Below are 20,398 nucleotides of genomic sequence, written 5' to 3'. Positions count from 1 at the left end.
TTCACTCGCTCCGGTGGTCGTCGGGGGTGGCGGGGCTGACGGGACCGCCGGGGACCGGGGGCGCGACCTGGGCCGGGCGGCCGAGCCGGACGGTGTCGTCGGTCAGCAGGTCGGCGGCGCTCTCGCGGCGGCCCCTGGCCGGGTCGGGCCCGGGCTCCCCGGCGCCGGCAGCGGGGGCGGGGACGGGGACGGAGGTCGGGGCGAGGGCCGACGCGGATCTGGCCGGGACACCGGGGCCACCACGGAACAGCCGCTCCACGGCGACGGTCGGAGTGGGCTCGGCGGGCTCGGCCTGGTGGGGGGTGGCACCGAGGGTGGAGAGGGCGGTCGCGGACAGGGCGGTCGCGGCCGAGGCGGCCGGCAGGGCGCGGGTGGGCAGCGCCGCCTCGTCCCGGTGGTGGGCGGCCGCCGGCCGGGCCTCCAGGCGACGGGCGCCCCGGTGGCGCGGGACGGTGACGGCCGGGGCGTCGGAGGCCGGTTCCTGAGCGGGCTCGGGGCCGGACTCGGGGCCCGGCTCGGCAGCGGTGGGGCCGGACTGGACACGGAGGTGGCCGGAGCGGCCCGACGCGACCGGCAGGGCGGCCCGGGGCGCCGGCTGCTCGACCACCCGGTCGGCCAGCTCGTGCAGCAGGATGCCGTGGCGATAGGCGAGTTCACCGATCTCGGTACGGTCGATGCCCGCCACCGCGAGGCCCGCGCCGCCGTCCCGCCGCACCTCGGCGCCCTGACTGACCAGCAGGTCGGCCAGCCGCGCCATCTGCGGCCCGCGGACGGCCACTTCGGGGCTGAGCCTGGTCCGGCGGAACTCCGCCACCGGCTGGTCTGCCACCAGCCGACCGCGGTCCAGCGTGATGACCCGGTCGGCGAGCTGCGCGGCCTCCTGCGGGGTGCGGGTGGTCACCAGGACCGTCCCGCCGGCGACGCCGAACGAGCGCAGGAAGGAGTGGAACCACTCGACGTTGCGCGGGGACAGGCCCTCGGTCGGCGCGTCCAGCAGTAGCGTGCCGGGGTCGCCGAGCAAGGCCGCGGCCAAGGCCAGCCGGCGGTGCATGCCGGGCGAGAAGCTGCGCAGCCGCTGCCCGGCGACGGCGGCCAGCCGGGTCTGCTCCAGCAGTTCGTCGGCCCGCCGTGCGGGGGCGCCGACCGCCGCGGCCAGCATCCGCAGGTGGCCGTGCGCCTTGCGGCCCGGGTGGCCCGGGTGGCCCGCCACGGCGGCCGCGCCCGGCCCGGGGCCGGGCAGCAGCACGCCGACCTCCCGCTCGGGGCGGCGCAGCCGGCGGTAGGTGCGGCCGTCGAAGAGCGTGACGCCCTGGCCGCGTTCGAGTTCGAGCATCAGCCGCATCGCGGTGGACTTGCCCGCGCCCTCGGCGCCGAGCAGCACGGTCACCATGCCGGGCCGGGCATCGAAGGTCAGATCGAGCACCGCGGGCGGCGCGCCCTTGCGGTAGACCTTGGTCAGTCCGGTGATCTGGATCATCGCTGCCTGCTCCCATGCCCTCGGCCGACCTGCCCGACGCGGGGCGCCCCCTGGTGTGTTGGCGCGTGCCGGCACGGCCCCGCGCCAGCACATTAGGGGCCGGTGGCGGAGATTCCGGGCATTACGGGAGCGGCGCGGGCCCGTCGGCCACCCACCTCACCCGATCAGGGGACAATCCGATCCTGCGATTCCCGGGCCAGGGGGAGTCGGCGGCGGGCCGGGGCGGCGGGCCGGGGCCGGGTCAGGACTCCGGGCGCAGCATGGGCGGGTTGAGGACGGTCGCGCCGCCCGCGGTGAACAGCTGGGCAGGACGGCCCCCCTGACGGGTCGTCGTGCCGCCGGAGGGCAGCAGGAAGCCGGGGGTGCCGGTGACCTTGCGGTGGAAGTTCCGCGGGTCCAGGACCACGCCCCAGACCGCCTCGTAGACCCGGCGGAGCTCGCCGACGGTGAACTCGGTGGGGCAGAAGGCGGTGGCGAGGGAGGAGTACTCGATCTTGGAACGGGCGCGTTCCACGCCGTCGGCGAGGATCAGCCCGTGGTCGAAGGCGAGCGGGACTCCGTCGACCGGGCTCTGGCCGAGCAGTTCGCCGACCGGGGCCCAGCGGGCGCTGCTGGCGTCGCCGCCGGCCCGGGGGGTCGGCAGGTCGGGGGCGAGGACCAGGTAGGCGACGCTGACCACCCGCATCCGGGGATCGCGCTGCGGGTGGCCGTAGGTGGCGAGCTGCTCCAGGTGGGCACCGGCCGCGCCGGAGCCGACCGCCTCGTGGCCGGGGGCTGAGTGCGCGCGCAGGCCGGTCTCCTCCGCCAGCTCCCGGGAGGCGGCCTCGGCCAGGCCCTCGTCCGGGCGGACGAAGCCGCCGGGCAGTGCCCAGTACCCCTGGAACGGCGGCTCGCCGCGTCTGACCAGCAGGGCGCAGAGCGCGTGGTCGCGCACCGTCAGCACCACCAGGTCAACCGTGACAGCGAACGGGGGGAAGGCCGACGGATCGTAGCGCGACATGGCGACGATCATAGTCGTCTCTCTGACGATAAGCACAGGCCCGTACACGGACCGCGCCCGGCCCGCCTGAGGTGTCGCCGGAACCGGGCGGGCCCGGGCAGGGGTGTCAGCGGGCGACCAGTTGCAGCTCCGCAGAGGCCTCCTCGACCATCGCCACGCCGATCCGGCTCACCCGGACCGAGAAGGGCTCGCCCGCGACCCGCAGGCCGGTCAGCTCCAGCTCGCCGAGCGGAGCGGTGCTGGCCGGGCGGACCAGCACCCGGCCACCCGGCACGTCGGGGCGGACCCCCGCGAGCGCGAACACCGCGTGCGCGGCGCCGGCCGCCGAGACCGCCGCCGGGCGGCAGGCGGCCGGGTGCGGCACCGGCGGGCAGCCAGGGGTGCGCTGCTCCCCCGCGTACATCTCGGGCAGCCGCCCCTCGTAGTGGGCGGCCGCGGCGAGCAGGCCCTCCAGCAGGGCGCCGGCCTCGTTCTCGTGGCCGGCTTCGGCCAGCCCGGCGATCGCCAGCGCGGTCTCGTGGACCCGCACCGCGCCGCCGCGGTGGCCCAGCGGGTTGAAGCGGGGGGACTTGGCGCTGAGCGTGCGCAGGCCCCAGCCGCTGTCCAGCTCCGGCGCGGCCAGGCGCTGGGCCAGCAGCCGGGTCTGTTCCCGGTCCAGCAGGCTCTCGTGCCGGCCGCCGTCGGCGGCGAGCCCGGTGTCCAGCAGGTGCACCAGGCAGGAGGCGACGGCCGGCAGTGGCTGGCCGCCCGGGGCCAGCGCGGCGGCGGGGCGGCCGCCGGAGAGGTCGTCGATCCAGAACCGCTCGCGGAAGCGCCCGCGCAGTTCGGCGGCCCAGCCGCGCCACTCCTCGGCGCCGGGGCGGCCGAAGGCCTCCAGCAGTTCGGCGCCGTGCAGGGCGGCGCGGTGGGCCTGCGCCTGGACCTCGGCCCGGGCGGCCACCGGGTGGGCGGTGCGGTCCTCCGCCGGACGGCTGAGGTCGGTGACGAAGCCGTCGACCAGGCCCTCGCGAAGGGCGGCCAGGGCCCGCTCGGCGGCCGGGAGCAGGTCGGCGGTCTCCGCGCGGGGCAGGCCCCAGCGCCAGGCCTCGGCCAGCACGGTGACGAACAGCAGGGTGGCCTCGGTGGCAGTGCAGGTGGGCGGCAGCTCGGGGCCGCCGTGCCGGAGGGCACCGGGCAGCAGGCCTTCGGTGCGGCCCGGGGCGGCGGCGGGCTGCTGACGGCGGGCCAGCGCCCGGAGGGTGCCGACGGCGAGCCGGGTGCCGAGCGGCAGGGTGAGCCGGGCGGCCCAGAGCGCGTCGGCCGGGGCGAGGCCGAAGCGCCAGGGCGCTCCGGAGGCCGGGTAGAGGTCGGTCGGGCGGTCCGGGTCGGCGAACAGCAGCCCGCCGAGGGCGTCCAGGGAGCGGGTGACCAGCAGGGCGGCCCGGGCGTCGTCGCTGCGGACCTCCGGTTCGGCCCAGGGCAGCGGCACGCCCGTGCCCCGCCCGCCGGGCGGCCGCGGGCCGGGGGCGGTGCTCTCCAGTTCGGCGCGCAGCTCGACCGACCAGCGGGCGCCGGGTTGCACCTCCAAGTCCCACCGGAGCACCCCGGCCCCGGCCAGCACCGCGTGCGGGGAGGGCTTGGCGCTGACCACCGCGCTGTGCGCCGGGCCGGCCCAGCGCAGCCCGGCGGACTGCACCTGGCCCGGCAGGTCGGCCGGGCGGTGCCCGGCGGCGATCTCGGCGACCGGGCCGAGGTCGGTGCCGAGGGCGATCTCCATCGGCAGCCGGGCGGGCCGGCCGCCGGTGTTGCGCACGATGACGGTCTCCACTCCGTCCGCGTGGCGCAGCCGCTCGACGGTGAGCGCCGGGTCCGGGTCGAGGTCGCCGGGGAGCCGGACGGCGCCGAGGAAGCGGGCCTGCGCGGTGCTGGTCAGGGCGCCCTGGAGCGGCAGCGGCTCCATGCCGCCCAGACGCAGCTCCATCCGGGCGAGCACCCGGACGCCGTTGCGGTAGAAGCCGTGCAGGCCGTGGCCGCGCAGCTGACCGTCCGGTCCGGAGGCGGCCATCGCGGGGGCGTTGACACAGAGCACCGCGTGGTGGACGGCGGGGGGCTGCGGCCTTGGCGGGGCCGCGAGCCGACTCGGGCCGACGGACGCCCCCGCCGGTCCGGCCGTCTGGACCTGGTCGGGGCGGCCGACCGGTCTCGGCGCGCCGACCACGCTCTCGGCCGGCATGGCCTGTGGTGGCCTCATGGCGGTCACCGGACTCTCCTCCCCTCGGCGGTCCGGTGGCCTGGTCAGGCCGGTGGGCCGCGAGCACGCTCGATCGCGTGCTGATGGTGCCGGGCCGGCGGGGTGCCCCGTCGGCGGGTGTGCCGTGTCTGGCCGTACCCGGTGCCGGGCCGTGCCATGCGGTGCGCGGCACCAGGCGGGTACCGGCGCGCCGCGCCTTCGCGTCGGGCCCGACGCGGCGCCCGGCGCGTCGTCAGGTCCGGTGGCCCGGCCCGCCGGTGGCGCCCGGCCCGTGGGCCGCGGCAACAGCCGGGCCTGGTGACCCGAGCGGGCCCCGCACGCTCCGGTGCCCCGGCGCCGTGGCCACCCCGCTCGGCCGGCGGTCCGCCCGGAACCTGCCGCCCGACGGGCGTCGGCCGGTCGCCGGCCCCCCGGGGTGAACGCCGCGCACCGCCTCCAGGTCACGCCCGGCGACGGGTGCGGCCCGTCGAGCCCGGCCCGCCGGGCGGTCGTGCCGCAGCCGTCGAGCCGTCACGGTCGGGCCGTCACCGGGCTGCCACCAGGGCGGCGCGGTCTCGCCGCCGGGTGGCGGCGGCTGCGTCCGGGCCTGCGGCCTGCCGTGCAACCCGCCCCGGCCCGGCATCGTATGCCTGGCCGAGTGGGCGGTGGCCGTCGAACCGGTGCCCGACCGCGGTCAGGATACGGTGCGGGGGTCGCGGCGCCCGCACCCGGTGACCCCGTGAGCCGCGACCTGACCGCTGTGACCAGCAGAGACCGAGGAGTTGCATGTCCACCGTCAGCCGGCTGCCCGGGATTGTTACGACCGACCACGTCTTCCAGGCCCCCCTCGACCACGCCGACCCGCAGGGCGAGCAGATCGAGGTGTACGCCCGCGAGGTGGTGGCCACCGGCCGCGAGCAGGCCGACCTGCCCTGGCTGGTCTTCCTCCAGGGCGGCCCCGGCGGCAAGGCCGCCCGCCCGCTCGGCCGCGACGCCTGGCTGGAACGCGCCCTCGACGACTACCGGGTACTCCTGCTCGACCAGCGCGGCACCGGTCGCTCCACGCCCGCGACCCGGCAGACCCTCGCCCGGCACGGCGGCGCCCAAGAGCAGGCGGACTACCTGGCGCACTTCCGCGCGGACTCGATCGTGCGGGACGCCGAGCTGATCCGCCACCAGCTGCTCGGCGCGGACCGGCGCTGGAGCGTGCTCGGCCAGAGCTTCGGCGGCTTCTGCACCCTCACCTACCTCTCCTTCGCCCCCGAGGGCCTGGCCGAGGCCTTCATCACCGGCGGCCTGTCCGGCCTCGGCAGTTCGGCGGACGACGTCTACCGCGCCGCCTACCCGCGGGTGGTCCACAAGAACGAGGACCACTACGCCAGGTTCCCGCAGGACGTCGAGGCGGTACGGCGGATCGCCGCGCACCTCGCCGCCGCCCCCGCGACGCTGCCCGACGGCGGACTGCTGACCGTCGAGGCGTTCCAGGCCCTCGGGCTGATGCTCGGCGGCGGCAGCGGCTCCGGCACCCTGCACTACCTGCTGGAGGAGGCCTGGGTGGACGGCGCGGCCGGCCCCGAGCTGTCCGACACCTTCCTGGCCGGTGCCCAGGCCAAGCTCTCCTTCGCGGAGGGACCGCTGTACGCCGTGCTGCACGAGTCGATCTACGGCCAGCGCTCGGTGGACCAGGGCGGCACCGCCTGGTCGGCCGAGCGGGTCCGCAAGGAGTTTCCGCAGTTCGACGCCCGGGCCTCGCTGGACTCCGGCGCACCGGTGCTGTTCACCGGGGAGATGATCTACCCCTGGATGTTCGACACCGACCCGGCGCTGCGCCCGCTGAAGGAGACCGCGGACCTGCTGGCCGCCCGCACCGACTGGCCCGACCTGTACGACCCGGCGCGGCTGGCCGCCAACACCGTCCCCGTCGTGGCGGCGGTCTACCACGACGACATGTACGTGGACACCGCCGACTCGCTGGCGACCGCCCGCGCGGTGCGCGGTCTGCGGCCCTGGATCACCAACGAGTGGGAGCACGACGGCCTTCGGGCGAGCGGCGGCAAAGTGCTCGACCGCCTGATCAAGCTGGCGCACGGCGAGGCCTAGCGAAGCCCGCCCGGGCCGGGCGGCGAGGCTCCGGGCGGCCCCTGGCGGACGCCCGGCGAGGTCAGCGCGCATGGTGGGCTCCCCTCGCCGCCCGACGGACGCCACGGCACCGGTGGCGCCCGGCGGCCGACGGTGCGGCGGCGGCCCGGGACACCGCCGCCCGACCGAGCCGCAGACCCCGGGCGGACCGCTGCCGGGGCACCGGAGCGCACCCGGGCGCCGGCAGCAGGGCGAGCGGGCCCGGACCGTCCGGACGCGGCGTCGGCTCGCCCGGGCCGCCCGGGCCGACCGGGCCGCGCTCGGCCGCCGCCGCTGTGGCCTGAGCCGCCTTCGCAGCCTTCCGGCGGGCCGTCCGGCGGCGGCGTGAGGCCCCCGCCGGCCCGGGCAGCCCCGACGGCCCACCGCGGCCCGCCTGGTCACCACCCGGGCCCTCGGTGGGTACCGGCCCCTGTTCGCCGGCGGGCGCCGGCACGGGCCCACCCGCCTCGCGCCGCCGACGCTGCGCCTCGACCGCCGCGAGCAGCGCGTCGGGCGTCATACCGTCGTTCAACGACTCGTACAGCAGCTCGGCCAGCAGGTAGGACGGGTCGAGCCGGAGGACGTGGCCCAGCACGACGCGGGCCGTCGCGGTGTCCCCCGCCACCCAGGAGGCCCAGGCCAGCAGGGTGAGCGGGGCCACCGCGCAGCCCTCGTAGGGCGGCACGGCGCGCCGGGCGAGGAAGCGCCAGAGCCGCTCGGCGGGCGCGAGCTCGGCGGGCCGGGTGTACTCGACGCCGCGATCCCGGGTGAGGCGGTCCCGCAGGGCGACCAGTAGCCGGGCCGCCCGCTCCTCGTCGAGCTCCCGGGCCCCGGCCGCGAACTCGGCGAAGGCCTGGTCGAGCAGGCTGGCGCCCTGCTCCTGGACGGCCGTGCCCCCGGAGCCCCCAGCGCCGTCAGCACCGTTGGCGGTCTGGGCCGCCTCGGCCCGGGCGAGCGCCGCACGCTGGGCGTCCGCCCCCAGCGAGCCGATCGGGGCCAGCCCGCCGATGATCGCCTTCCGGCTGCCACGCGGCGCGAGGCCGGCGAAGGCCGCAGCGGCGGCCGCCGGGCCCGGGCCGGGGGCACGGCGGATCGGGTTGCCCGCCGGATCGCAGCACCCGGCGCGGCGGCAGAGGAAGGACCACCAGCGGCCGTCCGAGACGCAGAGCGACTCCTTGACGGCCACGCCCCTGCGCCCGAAGGCCGCCCGGAGGTCGTCCGCCAGCGGCCGCAGGCCGTCCACCGCCGGAGGGGCGTGCGCCGTGGTCGGATCCTGGCAGAGGTAGAGGAGCACTTGGACGGGCCGCTCGCCGTGCCGCTCGGAGAGGGCGACCAGCAGGGCGGCCGTCTCCTCCGCCGCGGCCGGCCACTGCTCGGGCGACTCCGGGATGTCCGCCCGAATCACTCCGCCCTGGTGCAGGTCGGGGCCCTGGAGGCCGACCGCGACGATGCTGTCGTCGGGGTAGAACCCCAGGAGGTAGGGCAGCAGCTCGGCCATGTCGGCCGGACCGCGCATGGTGACCGGCCGGTGGCCGGAGGACGGTCCGAGGGACAGGGTGACGCGCTCGTTGTTCATGACGCTCCCGTTGTTCATGACGCTCCGGTTGTCCGCGGCGTTCATGACCGGAAGCGTGACGCAATCCGAGAGACGCACCGGATTTTTCTCTTTTCCTGTGGATAACTCCGCCCTCGTTTTCCGCTTCCCTCATTCGGAGCACACCGCGCCCACTCCCCCGGGGGATTAGTCGGCGGCCGTTCAGCTGAGGAGCTGATGAAATACATCCGGCCTCCACCTCTCCGCAGCCACGGCATTCGCCTCATGTCAGCGGCTCGGGGTTACATGGACGCCATGCAGCAGCCCGAGAACCACACCACCGCCACCGCCGACCGCGCCGAGGTCCGGGCGCGGGCCGAGGCCGTCCTGCGCGAGCTCGCCGGGCCCGGCGCCGTCCTGCGCGAGGACCAGTGGACGGCCATCGAGGCCCTCGTGGTCGACCACCGCCGCGCCCTGGTCGTGCAGCGCACCGGCTGGGGGAAGTCCGCGGTCTACTTCATCTCCACCGCCCTGCTCCGGGCCCGGGGCGCCGGGCCGACGGTGATCGTCTCCCCGCTGCTCGCCCTGATGCGCAACCAGGTCGAGTCGGCGGCCCGGGCCGGCATCCACGCCCGGACCATCAACTCGGCCAACACCGACGAGTGGGACGAGATCCAGGCCGAGGTCTCCGCCGGGAAGGTCGACGTCCTGCTGGTCAGCCCCGAGCGGCTGAACAACCCCGACTTCCGCGACCAGGTGCTGCCCAAGCTCGCCGCCTCCACCGGCCTGCTCGTGGTCGACGAGGCCCACTGCATCTCGGACTGGGGCCACGACTTCCGCCCCGACTACCGCCGGCTGCGCACGATGCTCGCCGAGCTCCCGCCCGGCGTCCCGGTGCTGGCCACCACCGCCACCGCCAACGCCCGGGTCACCGCGGACGTCGCCGAACAGCTCGGCACCGGCAGCACCGACGAGCACGCCCTGGTGCTGCGCGGGCCGCTCGACCGGGAGAGCCTCACCCTGGGCGTGCTGGCCCTGCCCGACCCGGCGCACCGGCTGGCCTGGCTCGCCGACCACCTCGACCGGCTGCCGGGCTCGGGCATCGTCTACACCCTGACGGTGGCTGCCACCGAGGAGGTGACGGCCTTCCTGCGCGAGCGGGGCTTCCCGGTCGCCTCCTACTCCGGCCGCACCGAGGACGCCGAGCGCCGCACCGCCGAGGCCGACCTGCTGGCCAACCGGGTCAAGGCGCTGGTCGCCACCTCCGCACTGGGCATGGGCTTCGACAAGCCCGACCTGGGCTTCGTGGTGCACCTCGGCTCGCCCAGCTCGCCGATCGCCTACTACCAGCAGGTCGGCCGGGCCGGGCGCGGCGTCGACCGGGCCGAGGTGCTGCTGCTGCCCGGGCGCGAGGACGAGGCGATCTGGCGCTACTTCGCCTCGCTGGCCTTCCCGCCGGAGGAGCAGGTGCGCCGCACCATCGACGCGCTGGCCGAGGCCGGCCGCCCGCTGTCCACCGCCGCGCTGGAGCCCCGGGTGGACCTGCGCCGCACCCGGCTGGAGACCATGCTCAAGGTGCTCGACGTGGACGGCGCCGTCCGCCGGGTCAAGGGCGGCTGGACGGCCACCGGGCAGAGCTGGGCGTACGACACCGCCCGGTACGCCAAGGTCGCGGCCTCCCGCGAGGCCGAACAGCGGGCGATGCGCGAGTACGCGGCGACCACCGGCTGCCGGATGGAGTTCCTGCGGCGCCAGCTGGACGACGAGCAGGCCCGTCCGTGCGGCCGGTGCGACAACTGCGCGGGGCCGCTGCACACCGCCGAGGTCTCCGCCGAGGCGCTGGACGCGGCCCGGGCCGCCCTCGGCCGCCCGGGCATCAGCTTCGAGCCGCGCCGGCTCTGGCCCACCGGGATGGACTCCCTCGGCGTGCCCCTCAAGGGCCGGATCCCGGCGGGCGAGCAGGCCGAGAACGGGCGGGCGCTCGGCCGGCTGTCCGACATCGGCTGGGGCAACCGGCTGCGCGCCCTGCTGGCCGACCAGGCCCCGGACGTACCGGTCCCCGGCGAGGCCGTGGACGCCCTGGTCGCGGTGCTCGCCGACTGGGCCCGCGGCCCCGGCGGCTGGGCCGGGCCCGCGACGGCGGACGGCACCCGGCTGGAGCGGCCGGTCGGCGTGGTGGCCATGGCCTCCTCGACCCACCCCCAGCTGGTGGGCAGCCTCGGTGCGCGGATCGCCGAGATCGGCCGGCTGCCGCTGCTCGGCCGGATCGAGTACGTCGACGGCCGGCCCCCGCACGGCGCGCGCAGCAACAGCGCCCAGCGACTGCACTCGCTGGCCGGCGCGCTGACGCTGCCGCCGGAGGTGGCGCAGGCGGTGGCCGAGGCCGGCGGGCCGGTGCTGCTGGTGGACGACCTCGTCGACTCGGGCTGGACGGTCACCGTGGCCGCCAGGCTGCTGCGCCGTGCCGGGGCGAGCGCGGTGTTGCCCCTGGTGCTGGCCGTGCAGGGGTGACCGGGCGGCAGTGGGCCGCCATTCCACCCATCACTCGAATGGCCTAACGAAGGGAGAAAGCAGCCCCCTCGCGAACACGCGGGACGCCGGAGCGGGGAAAGGAGTGGTCACCGTGCCGATGGCGGTTCACCGGACCCCGCACACGGTCTGGATCAAGGTCCAACGCCGCCCGAACGACGCTCGGAGCGCGGTGGAACATATCCGGCGGAACGTGGGCTTTCGGGTGGCGTTCATCGTTTCATCGTTGCCGCTCCACCCCGGATACCGCGAGAATTGGCGCGTACCCGAAACCCTGTCCGCTGGACCCGGCCTTCGGCGTACCCACGTACCCGCGTGCCAGTGGGTCAGGAAGGAGGATCGTGATCAACGGTATCGGCCGAGGTCAGCATCCCCTCGCCCGGAGTTCGGCGCCCAGACGGCTGCTGGACCTGGAGACCTGGACCGCCTCGGGGATCCCGTTGCTGCGCGACCCGCGCGAGTTCGTCGTGGAGCTGCACCAGCGCCACCTGCCCCAGCCGGGCACGGTCGTGATCGCCGTCCTCAACGCGCTGCACCACGTGTCCGCCTCGGCCTCGTTCACGCCCTGGCCACACGACACCGACGGCTGGCAGCACCGCAACGCCCTGCTCACGCACCTGCGCCAGGTCACCCCGCACGACCTGCGGCTGGCCGAACCGACCCGCACGGCCGTGCTGTTGCGCTGCCGCGAGGGCGCACCCGGCTGGACCGAGCAGGACGGCGCCTGGATGTGGGCGCTGCGGGACGCGGCCGTCCTGCACGGGCTGCGCTGCGGCTCGTACATCGGGCTCACCCCGGCGGGCTGGCACGTCCTCGGGGACGGCCGGAGCGGACGCGATCCGCACGCGGGCTCGTGGGCGGACGGGGTGGTGCACACCGTCACGGAACTGCCGCCGCGCTCGGCGCTGGACGCCCCGCGCGGCCAGCGCGCCCGGCACCAGGCGGCCGAACGGGCCCAGCACGCCCGGCAGTCCGAGCACCCGTGGCCCCCGGCTCGGGGCGCCGCCGTCCAGCCCGCCCGGCGCACCGGCACCCGCTGACCCCGCCGACACCGACGGGTCGCGACCACAGACGACGTCACGGTCGCGGACGACGCCGCAGCCGGGGCCGACCCGAAGGCCCGACAGCCGACACCAAGACCAGGCACGGGCGGGCCCGGGCCCGGCCACGGATCAGCCCGCGCCCCGGACCGTACGCCCTCGCCGCACCGGGGTACGACGGCCCCCGGGCCCGGCACCGTGCGGCGCCGGGCCCGGGGTGGCTCGGTCGTGGTCAGGCCCTGATCGAACGGCCGGGCGCGGTTCCGGCCGCCCCGGTGGCGACCGGGCCGGCGTCACCGCAGACCACGAGCAGCGCGGCCGTGTGGCCGAGCGCCTTGGCGTGGGCCTCGGCGGCCCGGGCGGCCGTCCCACCGTTGACCACCAGGACGACCACCTCCCGGCGCACCGGGCGGGTCAGCGCGACGTCCGCGTAGAACACGTCCCCGCCCTCGGCGAGCTGCGCCCAGTAGCGCTCCTCGCCGAAGGAGAGTTCGTGCTGTTGCCAGGGGTGCGCCTCGCCGACCGTCAGCACCAGGATGTCGCCCGGGTTGCGGCCGGCGTCCAGCAGTCGGTCGACCGCGTCGTCCGCGTGTTCCAGCGCCTGCGCCGGGGTGGCGGCGACGCGCTGGATCTCGACCTGCGGTTCGGCGCCGCCCGAACGGCGCTGCGCCGGCGGGGGCTTGGGGATCAGTCGCGGCGGACCGGAGCGGTCGGCGCGCGGGGGTGTCGGGCGCGGCGGTGCCGGACGGGGGCCGGGCACCGGAACGGCGGCGACGGTGGTGGGTGCGGTGGAAGAAGCGCCGCCGTTGGCAGGCGCGCGGAGGGCTTGTGCGTCCGACTCGCGGGGGAAGGGAACGCCGGGGCCCGGGAGGCTCTCGTGAATCTCCGACTCCTCGGGGAAGACAGGCATACCCGGATATCTATCAAATGCCGCTCGAACACGCACGCGCACCCCACCCATTGGGCACCGCACACCCACCGCCCCACCCAGGCAATTCCAGACGGACCATCAGAAACCGAGCGTCAACTGTTCGTCGGCGGAGCCTTCGACCGCACCCGCGACGTCACGGACGCGCTTCAGGTGCCGCCACTTCGGCAGCCCGTCCAGGTATGCCCAGGAGAGCCGGTGATGCCCGGTGGGGCCGAACTCCTCCAGCGCGGCACGGTGCACCGGGGACGGGTAGCCGGCGTTGTCCGCGAAGCCGTATTCCGGGCATTCCTCGCCGAGTTCGGCCATCAGCCCGTCGCGGTGGACCTTGGCGAGCACCGAGGCGGCGGAGACGCAGATGCAGGACTGGTCGCCCTTGATCACCGTGCGCACCTGCCAGGGGCCGCCCAGGTAGTCGTGCTTGCCGTCCAGGATCACCGCGTCGGGCTCGACCGGCAGCGCCTCCAGCGCGCGGACGGCGGCCAGCCGCAGCGCCGCCGTCATGCCGAGTTCGTCGCACTCCTGCGGCGAGGCATGGCCGAGCGCGTAGGCGGTGACCCAGTCGGCGAGGACCGGGGCGAGCGCGCGGCGGCGCAGTTCGGTGAGCAGCTTGGAGTCGGTCAGCCCCTCCGGGGCCTTGCGCAGACCGGTGACGGCCGCGCCCACGGTGACCGGGCCGGCCCAGGCGCCGCGCCCGACCTCGTCCAGGCCGACGACGATCTTGGCGCCGGCCCGGCGGAGCGAGCGCTCGACGGAGTGCGTCGGCGGGACGATGGGCATCGCGAGTTCCGTTCGGCGAAGGAGCAGCCCGTTCAGCTGGGCAGCATCCAGCCTAAGCCCCTCCGCCCAGCCGCCCGGGCCGACCGCCGGCGGCCCGCCCACCGGCCCGCCCACCAGGCCGCCCGCCCGAACCGCTCACCCCGGCAGCCCGCCCGAACCGCTCGGCGCCAACCGTCGGCGCCAACCGGCCGGCAGCCCCACCCGCGGAGCCGCGGCCGCAGCCGTCCTCAGGCGCGGATCAGCGGGTACAGCACCTCGTCCATCAGCCGGGCCCCGAAGTCCGGCCCCATGTTCTCCCGGCCGCAGATCTTCACCTGGTAGAGCAGCATCGCCGGGACGACGTCCGCGACCAGTGCGGTGGCCGCGCCGGGCCGGACGTCGCCGCGGTCGGCGCCGCGGCGCAGGATCGCCAGGATGGTCTCCTTGGTCGGCTCGATCACCCGCTGGCCGATGAAGTCCTTGAACACCTCGGCCCGTTCATGGTCGATCTCGCCCATCAGCGTCTGGATCGCGGCGCCCGTCGGGGAGTTCATCGCGCCCATGAACACCTCGATGAGCTGCCGCAATTCGAGATCGGCGGACCCGAGGTCGGGGGTGTCGTAGGGGCGTGGGAGAGTGGCGTCCAGCGCGTCGATGACCAGTTCGTCCTTGGACGCCCAGCGCCGGTAGAGCGCGGCCTTCCCGGTCCGCGCCGCGCCGGCGACGCCTTCCATCGTCAGCCGCGCGTATCCGCCGGAGGTGAGCTGGTCGATCGTGGCCTCGAAGATCGCGTTCTCCAACTCCTTCCCCCGGCGCCGCACCGGCCGTGTGAGGGCCTCGCGGGCGACCCGCATCGGGCAGTGAGCCGCCGGCTCGGGCGCCGCTCCCGGTGGCGCCGCGGGTGACGGGGGCGCGTCCGCCGCCTCAAGCGGTCGGGCGCCCGCCCGACCGGTCGCCCGGTCCGCCGTCAGGCGCCGCACCAACCGATCCATCGCCACCATCCTTAGGGAACGCTTGCGTTCACAATCAGGCCCAGGATATCGTCCACATTAGTGAACGATCCCGTTCCTTCCTAGCCCGCGCCAGACCGTGGGCTCACGCCGGACCAGTCGGTCCGCAGCGTACGAAGCACGCAGCCAGGCACATAGCCAGCAGGGGGCACAATCGTGGCTATCTCCGACACGATCAGCAAGAACTCACCACCACAGAGCAGCCAGGGCCGGGGCAAGGGCATCACCCTGACCGTCATCGCGGCCACGCAGTTGATGGTGGTGCTCGACGCCACCATCGTGAACATCGCGTTGCCGCAGATCAGGGACGCGCTGAACTTCTCGACCACCAACCTGTCGTGGGTCATCAACGCCTACACGCTGACCTTCGGCGGGCTGCTGCTGCTCGGCGGGCGCGCGGGCGACATCCTCGGCCGCCGCCGGGTGTTCATCTTCGGGACCCTGCTGTTCGGCTTCGCCTCCCTGCTGGGCGGCTTCGCCCAGGACGGCGGGATGCTGCTGGCCGCCCGCGCGCTCCAGGGCATCGGCGGCGCGATCTGCTCACCGACGGCATTCGCCCTGATCGCCACCAACTTCAAGGAAGGGCCGGAACGCAACAAGGCGTTCGGCGTCTTCTCGGCGGTGGCCGGTTCCGGTGCCGCGATCGGCCTGCTGGCCGGCGGTCTGCTCACCGAGTACCTGGACTGGCGCTGGGTCTTCTTCGTCAACGTGCCGATCGCGGCGCTGATCGCGCTCGCCGCACCGCGCTACATCGCCGAGTCCGAGCGCCACGCGGGCCGCTTCGACCTGCCGGGCGCACTCACCTCGACACTCGGCCTGGTCGGCCTGGTCTACGGGTTCATCCGCGCCGCCTCGGACGGCTGGTCGGACAGCATCACGCTCGGCTCCTTCGCGGGCGGCGTGCTGCTGCTCGCCGCGTTCGTCGTGATCGAGAACCGCACCGACCAGCCGATCACCCCGCTGCACCTGCTCGCCAACCGCAACCGCACCGGCGGCCTGGTGATGATGCTCTGCCTGGCCGCGGCCATGTTCGGCATCTTCTTCTACATCACGCTCTTCGTGCAGGGCCCGCTCGGTTACAGCCCGCTGAAGGCCGGCGTGTCCTTCCTGCCGATCAGCGTGTCGATCATCATCGCCGCGCAGCTCGCCTCCAGCCTCCAGGCCAAGTACGGCCCGAAGCCGTTCATGGCGGGCGGCGCCCTGCTGGTCACCGTCGGCCTCACCTGGCTGACCCAGATGAGCAAGGACAGCGGCTACCTGGACGGGGTGCTCGGCCCCACGGTCATCTTCGGCTTCGGCATGGGCCTGATCTTCGTCCCGGTGATGCTGCTCGCGGTCGCGGGCGTCCCCGGCCAGGAGACCGGCGCCGCATCCGGCCTGCTGAACTCCATGCAGCAGATCGGCGGTTCGCTCGGCCTCTCGATCCTGACCACGGTCTTCGCGCACTACGCCACCGCCGAGGGCAAGCTCCAGCAGCCGAAGTTCCTCCAGTCGGCCACTCCGGACCAGCTGGCCTACCTCCAGCAGCACCACGAGTTCCCGAAGGGCACCGACGCCGCCAACTCCGTCCTCACCCAGGGGATTTCGCACGGCTTCATCGTGGGTGCCGTGCTCGCCGGGCTGGCGCTGGTGGTCTCGGTCTTCGTGATCAAGGCCAAGGCCAGCGACCTGCCGAGCGGGGCCTCCGGCGTCGCGATGCACTGAGCCCGACCAGGGCACACCGCACCACACCACACCGGGCCGACCGGGAGCAGCACGCTCCCGGCCGGCCCGGCCGCGTTTCCCGGCAGCGCACCGCCCGGCTCCCGCCCCGACTCCGCCCCCGACTCCGAGGCAGGCCCGGACGTCAGGCCCGGGCGTCAGGGCCAGAGGTCCTGGTACCTCATCCCGGCCCGCTCGCAGGAGGTGCGCCCCTCCTCCAACTGGTCCACCAACGGCCGTTGCGCCAGGATCTCCCGGGCCCGGGCCGCGGAGGCACTGGTGGCGTACCAGGCCTGCCTGGGGTGGTTCTCCAGCCCGGCGCGGATCAGCTGCAGCGCGCAGGTCCGCTGGACGGCGGGGAGCCGATCCAGGGCGGGGGCGGCGTCCGGCGAAAGGTCGCGGACGTTTCGCAGGTCGATCCGGGAGGTCCGCTCGAAGCGGGCGACGTTCTGCTCGGCGATGATCGCGTCCGGGCCCATCAGCCCGTACACCGCCGCCGTGAGCATGCCGCTGAGGACGACGACGCGGGGCAGCCAGCCCGCCGAGCGGGTCAGCCCGGCGGTGATCAGCAGCAGCAGGACGACGCCGAGCCAGCCCTCGACCACCAGCACCCAGAGCCGCAGCCTGGTCAGGCCGGAGGCGTCGACGTAGAACCACATCCGGCCGAGCGCCGAGGCGACCACGACCAGGGCGAGCACGCAGAGCGCCCCGAGCAGGATCCGCGCCACCCGGCGGTCGGCGGGCGTGCTGCGCGGGGCCCATCGCTTGGCGACCGCCACCACGACCAGGGTGAGCGCGGTGATCACGCTCAGCTGCCAGAAACCCTGCCGGGCGTACTCGGAGCGGCTCATCCCGGTGTTGCGCAGGACGGCGTCGGCGCCGCCGAGCACCACCAGGGCCTGGATCACCGCGAAGGCGCCGAACATCAGGTTGAGCGCGACCAGCGGCAGCGCCCACTCCAGCCGGCGGCGGGCCCGGCCCGGCCGGACGACCGTACGGTCCCAGCGGCGGGGCCCGGCCGCGATGTGGGCGAAGCCCAGGGCGGTGAACGCCCCCAGTGCGAACAGCACCGCGCGCAGCGGGAGCCCGCGGAGGTCGAGGCTGGGGCTGAGGCTGCCCAGCAGGTCCGCCATGGCGGCGTCCGCACCGGCGAACAGCAGACCGAAGACGGTCAACAGGACGGCGGCGACCGCGAGTGCCTTGAGCACCGGGACGATGCGGCCCCGGTAGGGCAGGCTCCGGCCGCGCAGCCCGTCCCTCAGCCAGAGCACGCCGGGCGGCAGCTGCCAGAGGACGGCGGGCAGGGGGAGCAGGACGCCCGCCCAGCGGCGGCCGCCGTGCAGCGCGAGCGAGGCCAGGCCGAGCGCGCACCCGATGGACAGCGACACCGGCCAGCCCGCCTCCCAGAGCGCTGGAACGGCGAGCAGGGCGACGGCGAGCAGGCTCCACACCACCGTCCAGGGCCGGATCCGGCGGCCCGCCGACCGGGCGGCGAGACCGGACGCGGCAGCGGTGGCGCCGGCGCAGATCAGCAGGTTGACGCCCACGCCGTCGAACAGCAGCCAGGCTGTCAGCAGGCCGGTGAGCAGTGCCAGGAGGAGGGCCCGGGGCGTGGCGGCCGCCCTGCGCTCGGGGTCGCTCGGGAGTAGCCACCCGCGGTGCGGCGGCACGGGCATGCCGGATCCCCGATGAGGGCCAGGTCCGGGTCCGAGCGTCGCGGGCCCATGTGTCGCGGCTCCGGGCTCGGGTGGCAGGTCGGCCAGGGCAGGCGTGGACGGGCCGGACATGAGTCCCCCTCGGTGGTCGGCGGGCATGCGGAAGCCGCCCTTGGGGCAGTCCGCCGTCGGGCGCGCTCGGCGCCGCGGCTGCAGCCGACTGTAGACCATTCTGAACAGGTTCAAAACTCAGTTCTGAACAAGTTCAGAAACCTCGGCCCGCCTTCCCGCCACCGCTCCCGGAGCCCTCCCGCACCTCTCCCGGACCCCCTCCACCACCCCTCCGCTACCCCTTCACCGACCCGGCCAGCAGGCCCCGGACGAAGTACCGCTGCAAGCTGAAGAAGACGATCAGCGGGACGACGATCGACAGGAACGCCCCGGCCGTCAGCAGCTCCCACCGCCCGCCGAAGGACCCGGACAGCTGCGCCAGCCGGACCGTCATCGGCGCCACCTCCGGCGTGCCGCCCGCGAAGGTCAACGCGACCAGCAGGTCGTTCCAGACCCACAGGAACTGGAAGATCGCGAACGAGGCCAGCGCCGGGGTGCACAGCGGCAGCACGATCGAACGGAAGATCTTGAAGTGCGAGGCCCCGTCCACCACCGCCGCCTCCATCAGGTCCCGCGGCAGCTGGGCGATGAAGTTGTGCAGCAGGAACACCGCCAGCGGCAGCGCGAACATGGTGTGCGCCAGCCACACCGGTGCGTAGCTGCCCTTCAGGTCCACCGCCGGGATCAGCGTCAGCGAGCCCAGGTGCGCGCCGCCGGAGAAGAGGCGCAGCAGCGGGATCAGCGCCATCTGGATCGGCACCACCTGGAGCGCGAACACCACGAAGAACACCGTGTCGCTCCCCCGGAACCGCACCCAGGCCAGCCCGTACGCCGCCATCGCCGCCAGCACCAGCGGGAACAGGGTGGCCGGGACGCTGATCGCCAGCGAGTTCACCAGGAACGGCATCAGCCCGGTGGAGACGCCGGAGCCGCCCTCGAACAGCACCGTGTGGTAGTTGCCCAGGCCCAGGTCCGGGTGGAGGAAGGCGTTCCACCAGCCGTTCGCCGTCACGTCCTGCTTGGGGCGCAGCGAGGTCACCAGCAGGCCCACCGTCGGGATCGTCCACAGGACGGTCACCGCGATCACGAAGACCGAGGCCAGCGGGCTGCTGAAGGCCTTCCGGACCGGGCTGCCGTGCGGCGCGCTCATCGCGCGGGCCGGCCTGTCGTGCGGTGCGCTCATCGGACCGCACGCTCCTTCCGCAGCTGGACGATGTTGTAGGCCACCAACGGCAGCACCGCGAGGAAGAGGATCACCGCGAGGGCGCTGCCCCGCCCGGTGTTGAACTGCACGAAGGACTGCGAGTACATCTCGTTGGCCAGCACCTGGGTGCCGAAGTTGCCGCCGGTCATGGTGCGGACGATGTCGAAGGCCTTCAGCGTGATGATCATGATGGTGGTCAGCACCACCACCACCGTGGTGCGGATCATCGGCACCGTGACGTACCAGAACAGCCGCACCCCCTGCGCACCGTCCAGCCGGGCCGCCTCGGTGACCTCGTCGGGGATCGCCTTGATCGCCGCCGACAGCACCACCAGCGCGAAGCCCGTCTGCACCCAGACCATCACCGCCATCAGCAGGAAGGTGTTCAACGGCTGCGAGAGCATCCAGTTCGGCGGATCGTCCCAGCCCACCGCGATGGCGAGTTGGCTCAGCAGGCCGATCTGCGACTGGCCCGGTCCACGCGACTCGTAGACGAACTTGAAGATGATCGAGGCGCCGACCAGCGAGATCGCCATCGGCATGAAGATCAGCGACTTGTACACCGCCTGGCCGCGCATCCGGTCCACCAGCAGCGCCAGCACCAGGCCCAGGCCGGTCGCCGCCAACGGCGCGACCACCAGCCAGAGCAGCGTGTTGACCAGCACCTTCTGCACCGAGTCGGTGGTGAACGCCCAGCCGAAGTTCTCGCCGCCGACGAAGCCGCTGCCGTCGGCGTTCTGCAGGCTCAGATAGACCGTGCGGATCAGCGGCACGACCAGGCCCACCAGCAGCAGCACCGCGGCCGGGCCGAGGAACACCACCACCGACAGCGGGCGGGAGAGCCGGCCCCGGGCCCGGCCCGCGGCGAAGAAGACCAGCAGCAGGATGCCGAGGAAGCCCGCGACGGCGCCGAGGCTGTTGCCGAACTTGACCGCCGCGTCGCCCCAGGAGCCGGTGGCGAGCGCGGTGACCGGTGAAGGGGTTCCGGGTACGGACATGACGGTGCGTCCCTCCTGTTCTGGTGGGAAGGGGCGGGCGGTGCGGGTGGGTGGGGCCCGAGCACGCCCGACGGGGGAGTCGTATCGGCCGCGCGCCGCGGGGGCGGCGCGGGCGGCCCCGGGCC

The 20,398-nt window shown here is 75.0% G+C and carries 14 protein-coding genes; 4 read left to right on the top strand and 10 right to left on the bottom strand.

The window, feature by feature from the left end:
• Position 1 precedes the first annotated feature (1 nt).
• The 3 genes from ACFWPT_RS08805 to ACFWPT_RS08795 all read right to left on the bottom strand — a co-directional run bounded on the left by ACFWPT_RS08805 (position 2) and on the right by ACFWPT_RS08795 (position 4,707).
• Positions 2–1,477 (bottom strand): ATP-binding cassette domain-containing protein, encoded by a 1,476-nt coding sequence (locus ACFWPT_RS08805; RefSeq protein ID WP_380480654.1) that lies wholly within the window; start codon positions 1,475–1,477, stop codon positions 2–4.
• A gap of 241 nt (positions 1,478–1,718) precedes the next feature.
• Positions 1,719–2,477, bottom strand: a complete 759-nt coding sequence (locus ACFWPT_RS08800; RefSeq protein ID WP_380336359.1) for an NUDIX domain-containing protein — start codon at positions 2,475–2,477, stop codon at positions 1,719–1,721.
• 106 nt (positions 2,478–2,583) lie between these two features.
• Positions 2,584–4,707 (bottom strand): glycogen debranching N-terminal domain-containing protein, encoded by a 2,124-nt coding sequence (locus ACFWPT_RS08795; RefSeq protein ID WP_380480691.1) that lies wholly within the window; start codon positions 4,705–4,707, stop codon positions 2,584–2,586.
• Between the two features lie 765 nt (positions 4,708–5,472).
• On the opposite strand from ACFWPT_RS08795, the gene ACFWPT_RS08790 reads away from it, so the two are divergent.
• Positions 5,473–6,786, top strand: a complete 1,314-nt coding sequence (locus ACFWPT_RS08790) for an alpha/beta fold hydrolase (RefSeq protein WP_380480651.1) — start codon at positions 5,473–5,475, stop codon at positions 6,784–6,786.
• Positions 6,787–6,847: 61 nt separating this feature from the next.
• Here ACFWPT_RS08790 and ACFWPT_RS08785 read toward each other — a convergent pair whose 3' ends face one another.
• The gene (locus ACFWPT_RS08785) at positions 6,848–8,425 is read right to left on the bottom strand and encodes a DUF4192 domain-containing protein (protein ID WP_380480649.1); all 1,578 of its coding nucleotides are present in this window, start codon (positions 8,423–8,425) and stop codon (positions 6,848–6,850) included.
• A gap of 228 nt (positions 8,426–8,653) precedes the next feature.
• Between ACFWPT_RS08785 and ACFWPT_RS08780 the strand changes: the two genes are divergently transcribed.
• Positions 8,654–10,849 (top strand): RecQ family ATP-dependent DNA helicase, encoded by a 2,196-nt coding sequence (locus ACFWPT_RS08780; RefSeq protein ID WP_380480647.1) that lies wholly within the window; start codon positions 8,654–8,656, stop codon positions 10,847–10,849.
• Between the two features lie 419 nt (positions 10,850–11,268).
• Entirely contained in the window at positions 11,269–11,907 is a 639-nt protein-coding gene (locus ACFWPT_RS08775; RefSeq protein WP_380380383.1) for a hypothetical protein, read from the top strand.
• A 232-nt stretch (positions 11,908–12,139) separates the two neighbouring features.
• Here the strand turns inward: ACFWPT_RS08775 and ACFWPT_RS08770 are convergent, their stop codons facing one another.
• The 3 genes from ACFWPT_RS08770 to ACFWPT_RS08760 all read right to left on the bottom strand — a co-directional run bounded on the left by ACFWPT_RS08770 (position 12,140) and on the right by ACFWPT_RS08760 (position 14,394).
• Entirely contained in the window at positions 12,140–12,817 is a 678-nt protein-coding gene (locus tag ACFWPT_RS08770; protein WP_380480645.1) for a hypothetical protein, read from the bottom strand.
• A 99-nt stretch (positions 12,818–12,916) separates the two neighbouring features.
• A complete protein-coding gene (locus ACFWPT_RS08765; protein WP_380380375.1) occupies positions 12,917–13,615 on the bottom strand; it encodes a ribonuclease HII in 699 nt (232 codons plus the stop codon).
• 227 nt (positions 13,616–13,842) lie between these two features.
• Complete coding sequence (locus ACFWPT_RS08760) at positions 13,843–14,394, bottom strand: TetR/AcrR family transcriptional regulator (protein WP_380380373.1); 552 nt, start codon at positions 14,392–14,394, stop codon at positions 13,843–13,845.
• A gap of 366 nt (positions 14,395–14,760) precedes the next feature.
• On the opposite strand from ACFWPT_RS08760, the gene ACFWPT_RS08755 reads away from it, so the two are divergent.
• Positions 14,761–16,308: an MFS transporter gene (locus tag ACFWPT_RS08755; protein WP_380380371.1), complete on the top strand. Its 1,548-nt coding sequence runs from the start codon at positions 14,761–14,763 to the stop codon at positions 16,306–16,308.
• 155 nt (positions 16,309–16,463) lie between these two features.
• Here ACFWPT_RS08755 and ACFWPT_RS08750 read toward each other — a convergent pair whose 3' ends face one another.
• The 3 genes from ACFWPT_RS08750 to ACFWPT_RS08740 all read right to left on the bottom strand — a co-directional run bounded on the left by ACFWPT_RS08750 (position 16,464) and on the right by ACFWPT_RS08740 (position 20,273).
• Positions 16,464–17,981: a DUF4153 domain-containing protein gene (locus ACFWPT_RS08750; RefSeq protein ID WP_380480643.1), complete on the bottom strand. Its 1,518-nt coding sequence runs from the start codon at positions 17,979–17,981 to the stop codon at positions 16,464–16,466.
• 325 nt (positions 17,982–18,306) lie between these two features.
• Complete coding sequence (locus ACFWPT_RS08745) at positions 18,307–19,254, bottom strand: carbohydrate ABC transporter permease (protein WP_380480641.1); 948 nt, start codon at positions 19,252–19,254, stop codon at positions 18,307–18,309.
• On the bottom strand, positions 19,251–20,273 hold the full coding sequence (locus tag ACFWPT_RS08740) for a carbohydrate ABC transporter permease (protein WP_063349345.1): 1,023 nt from the start codon (positions 20,271–20,273) through the stop codon (positions 19,251–19,253). Before ACFWPT_RS08740 ends, ACFWPT_RS08745 begins: the two co-directional genes overlap by 4 nt.
• Positions 20,274–20,398 lie beyond the last annotated feature (125 nt).

The sequence above is a fragment of the Kitasatospora sp. NPDC058478 genome (assembly GCF_042720345.1).
Taxonomy (GTDB): domain Bacteria; phylum Actinomycetota; class Actinomycetes; order Streptomycetales; family Streptomycetaceae; genus Kitasatospora.
The sequence above is the reverse complement of the archived record's forward strand: the minus strand, read 5'-3'. Positions and strand labels throughout refer to the sequence as shown.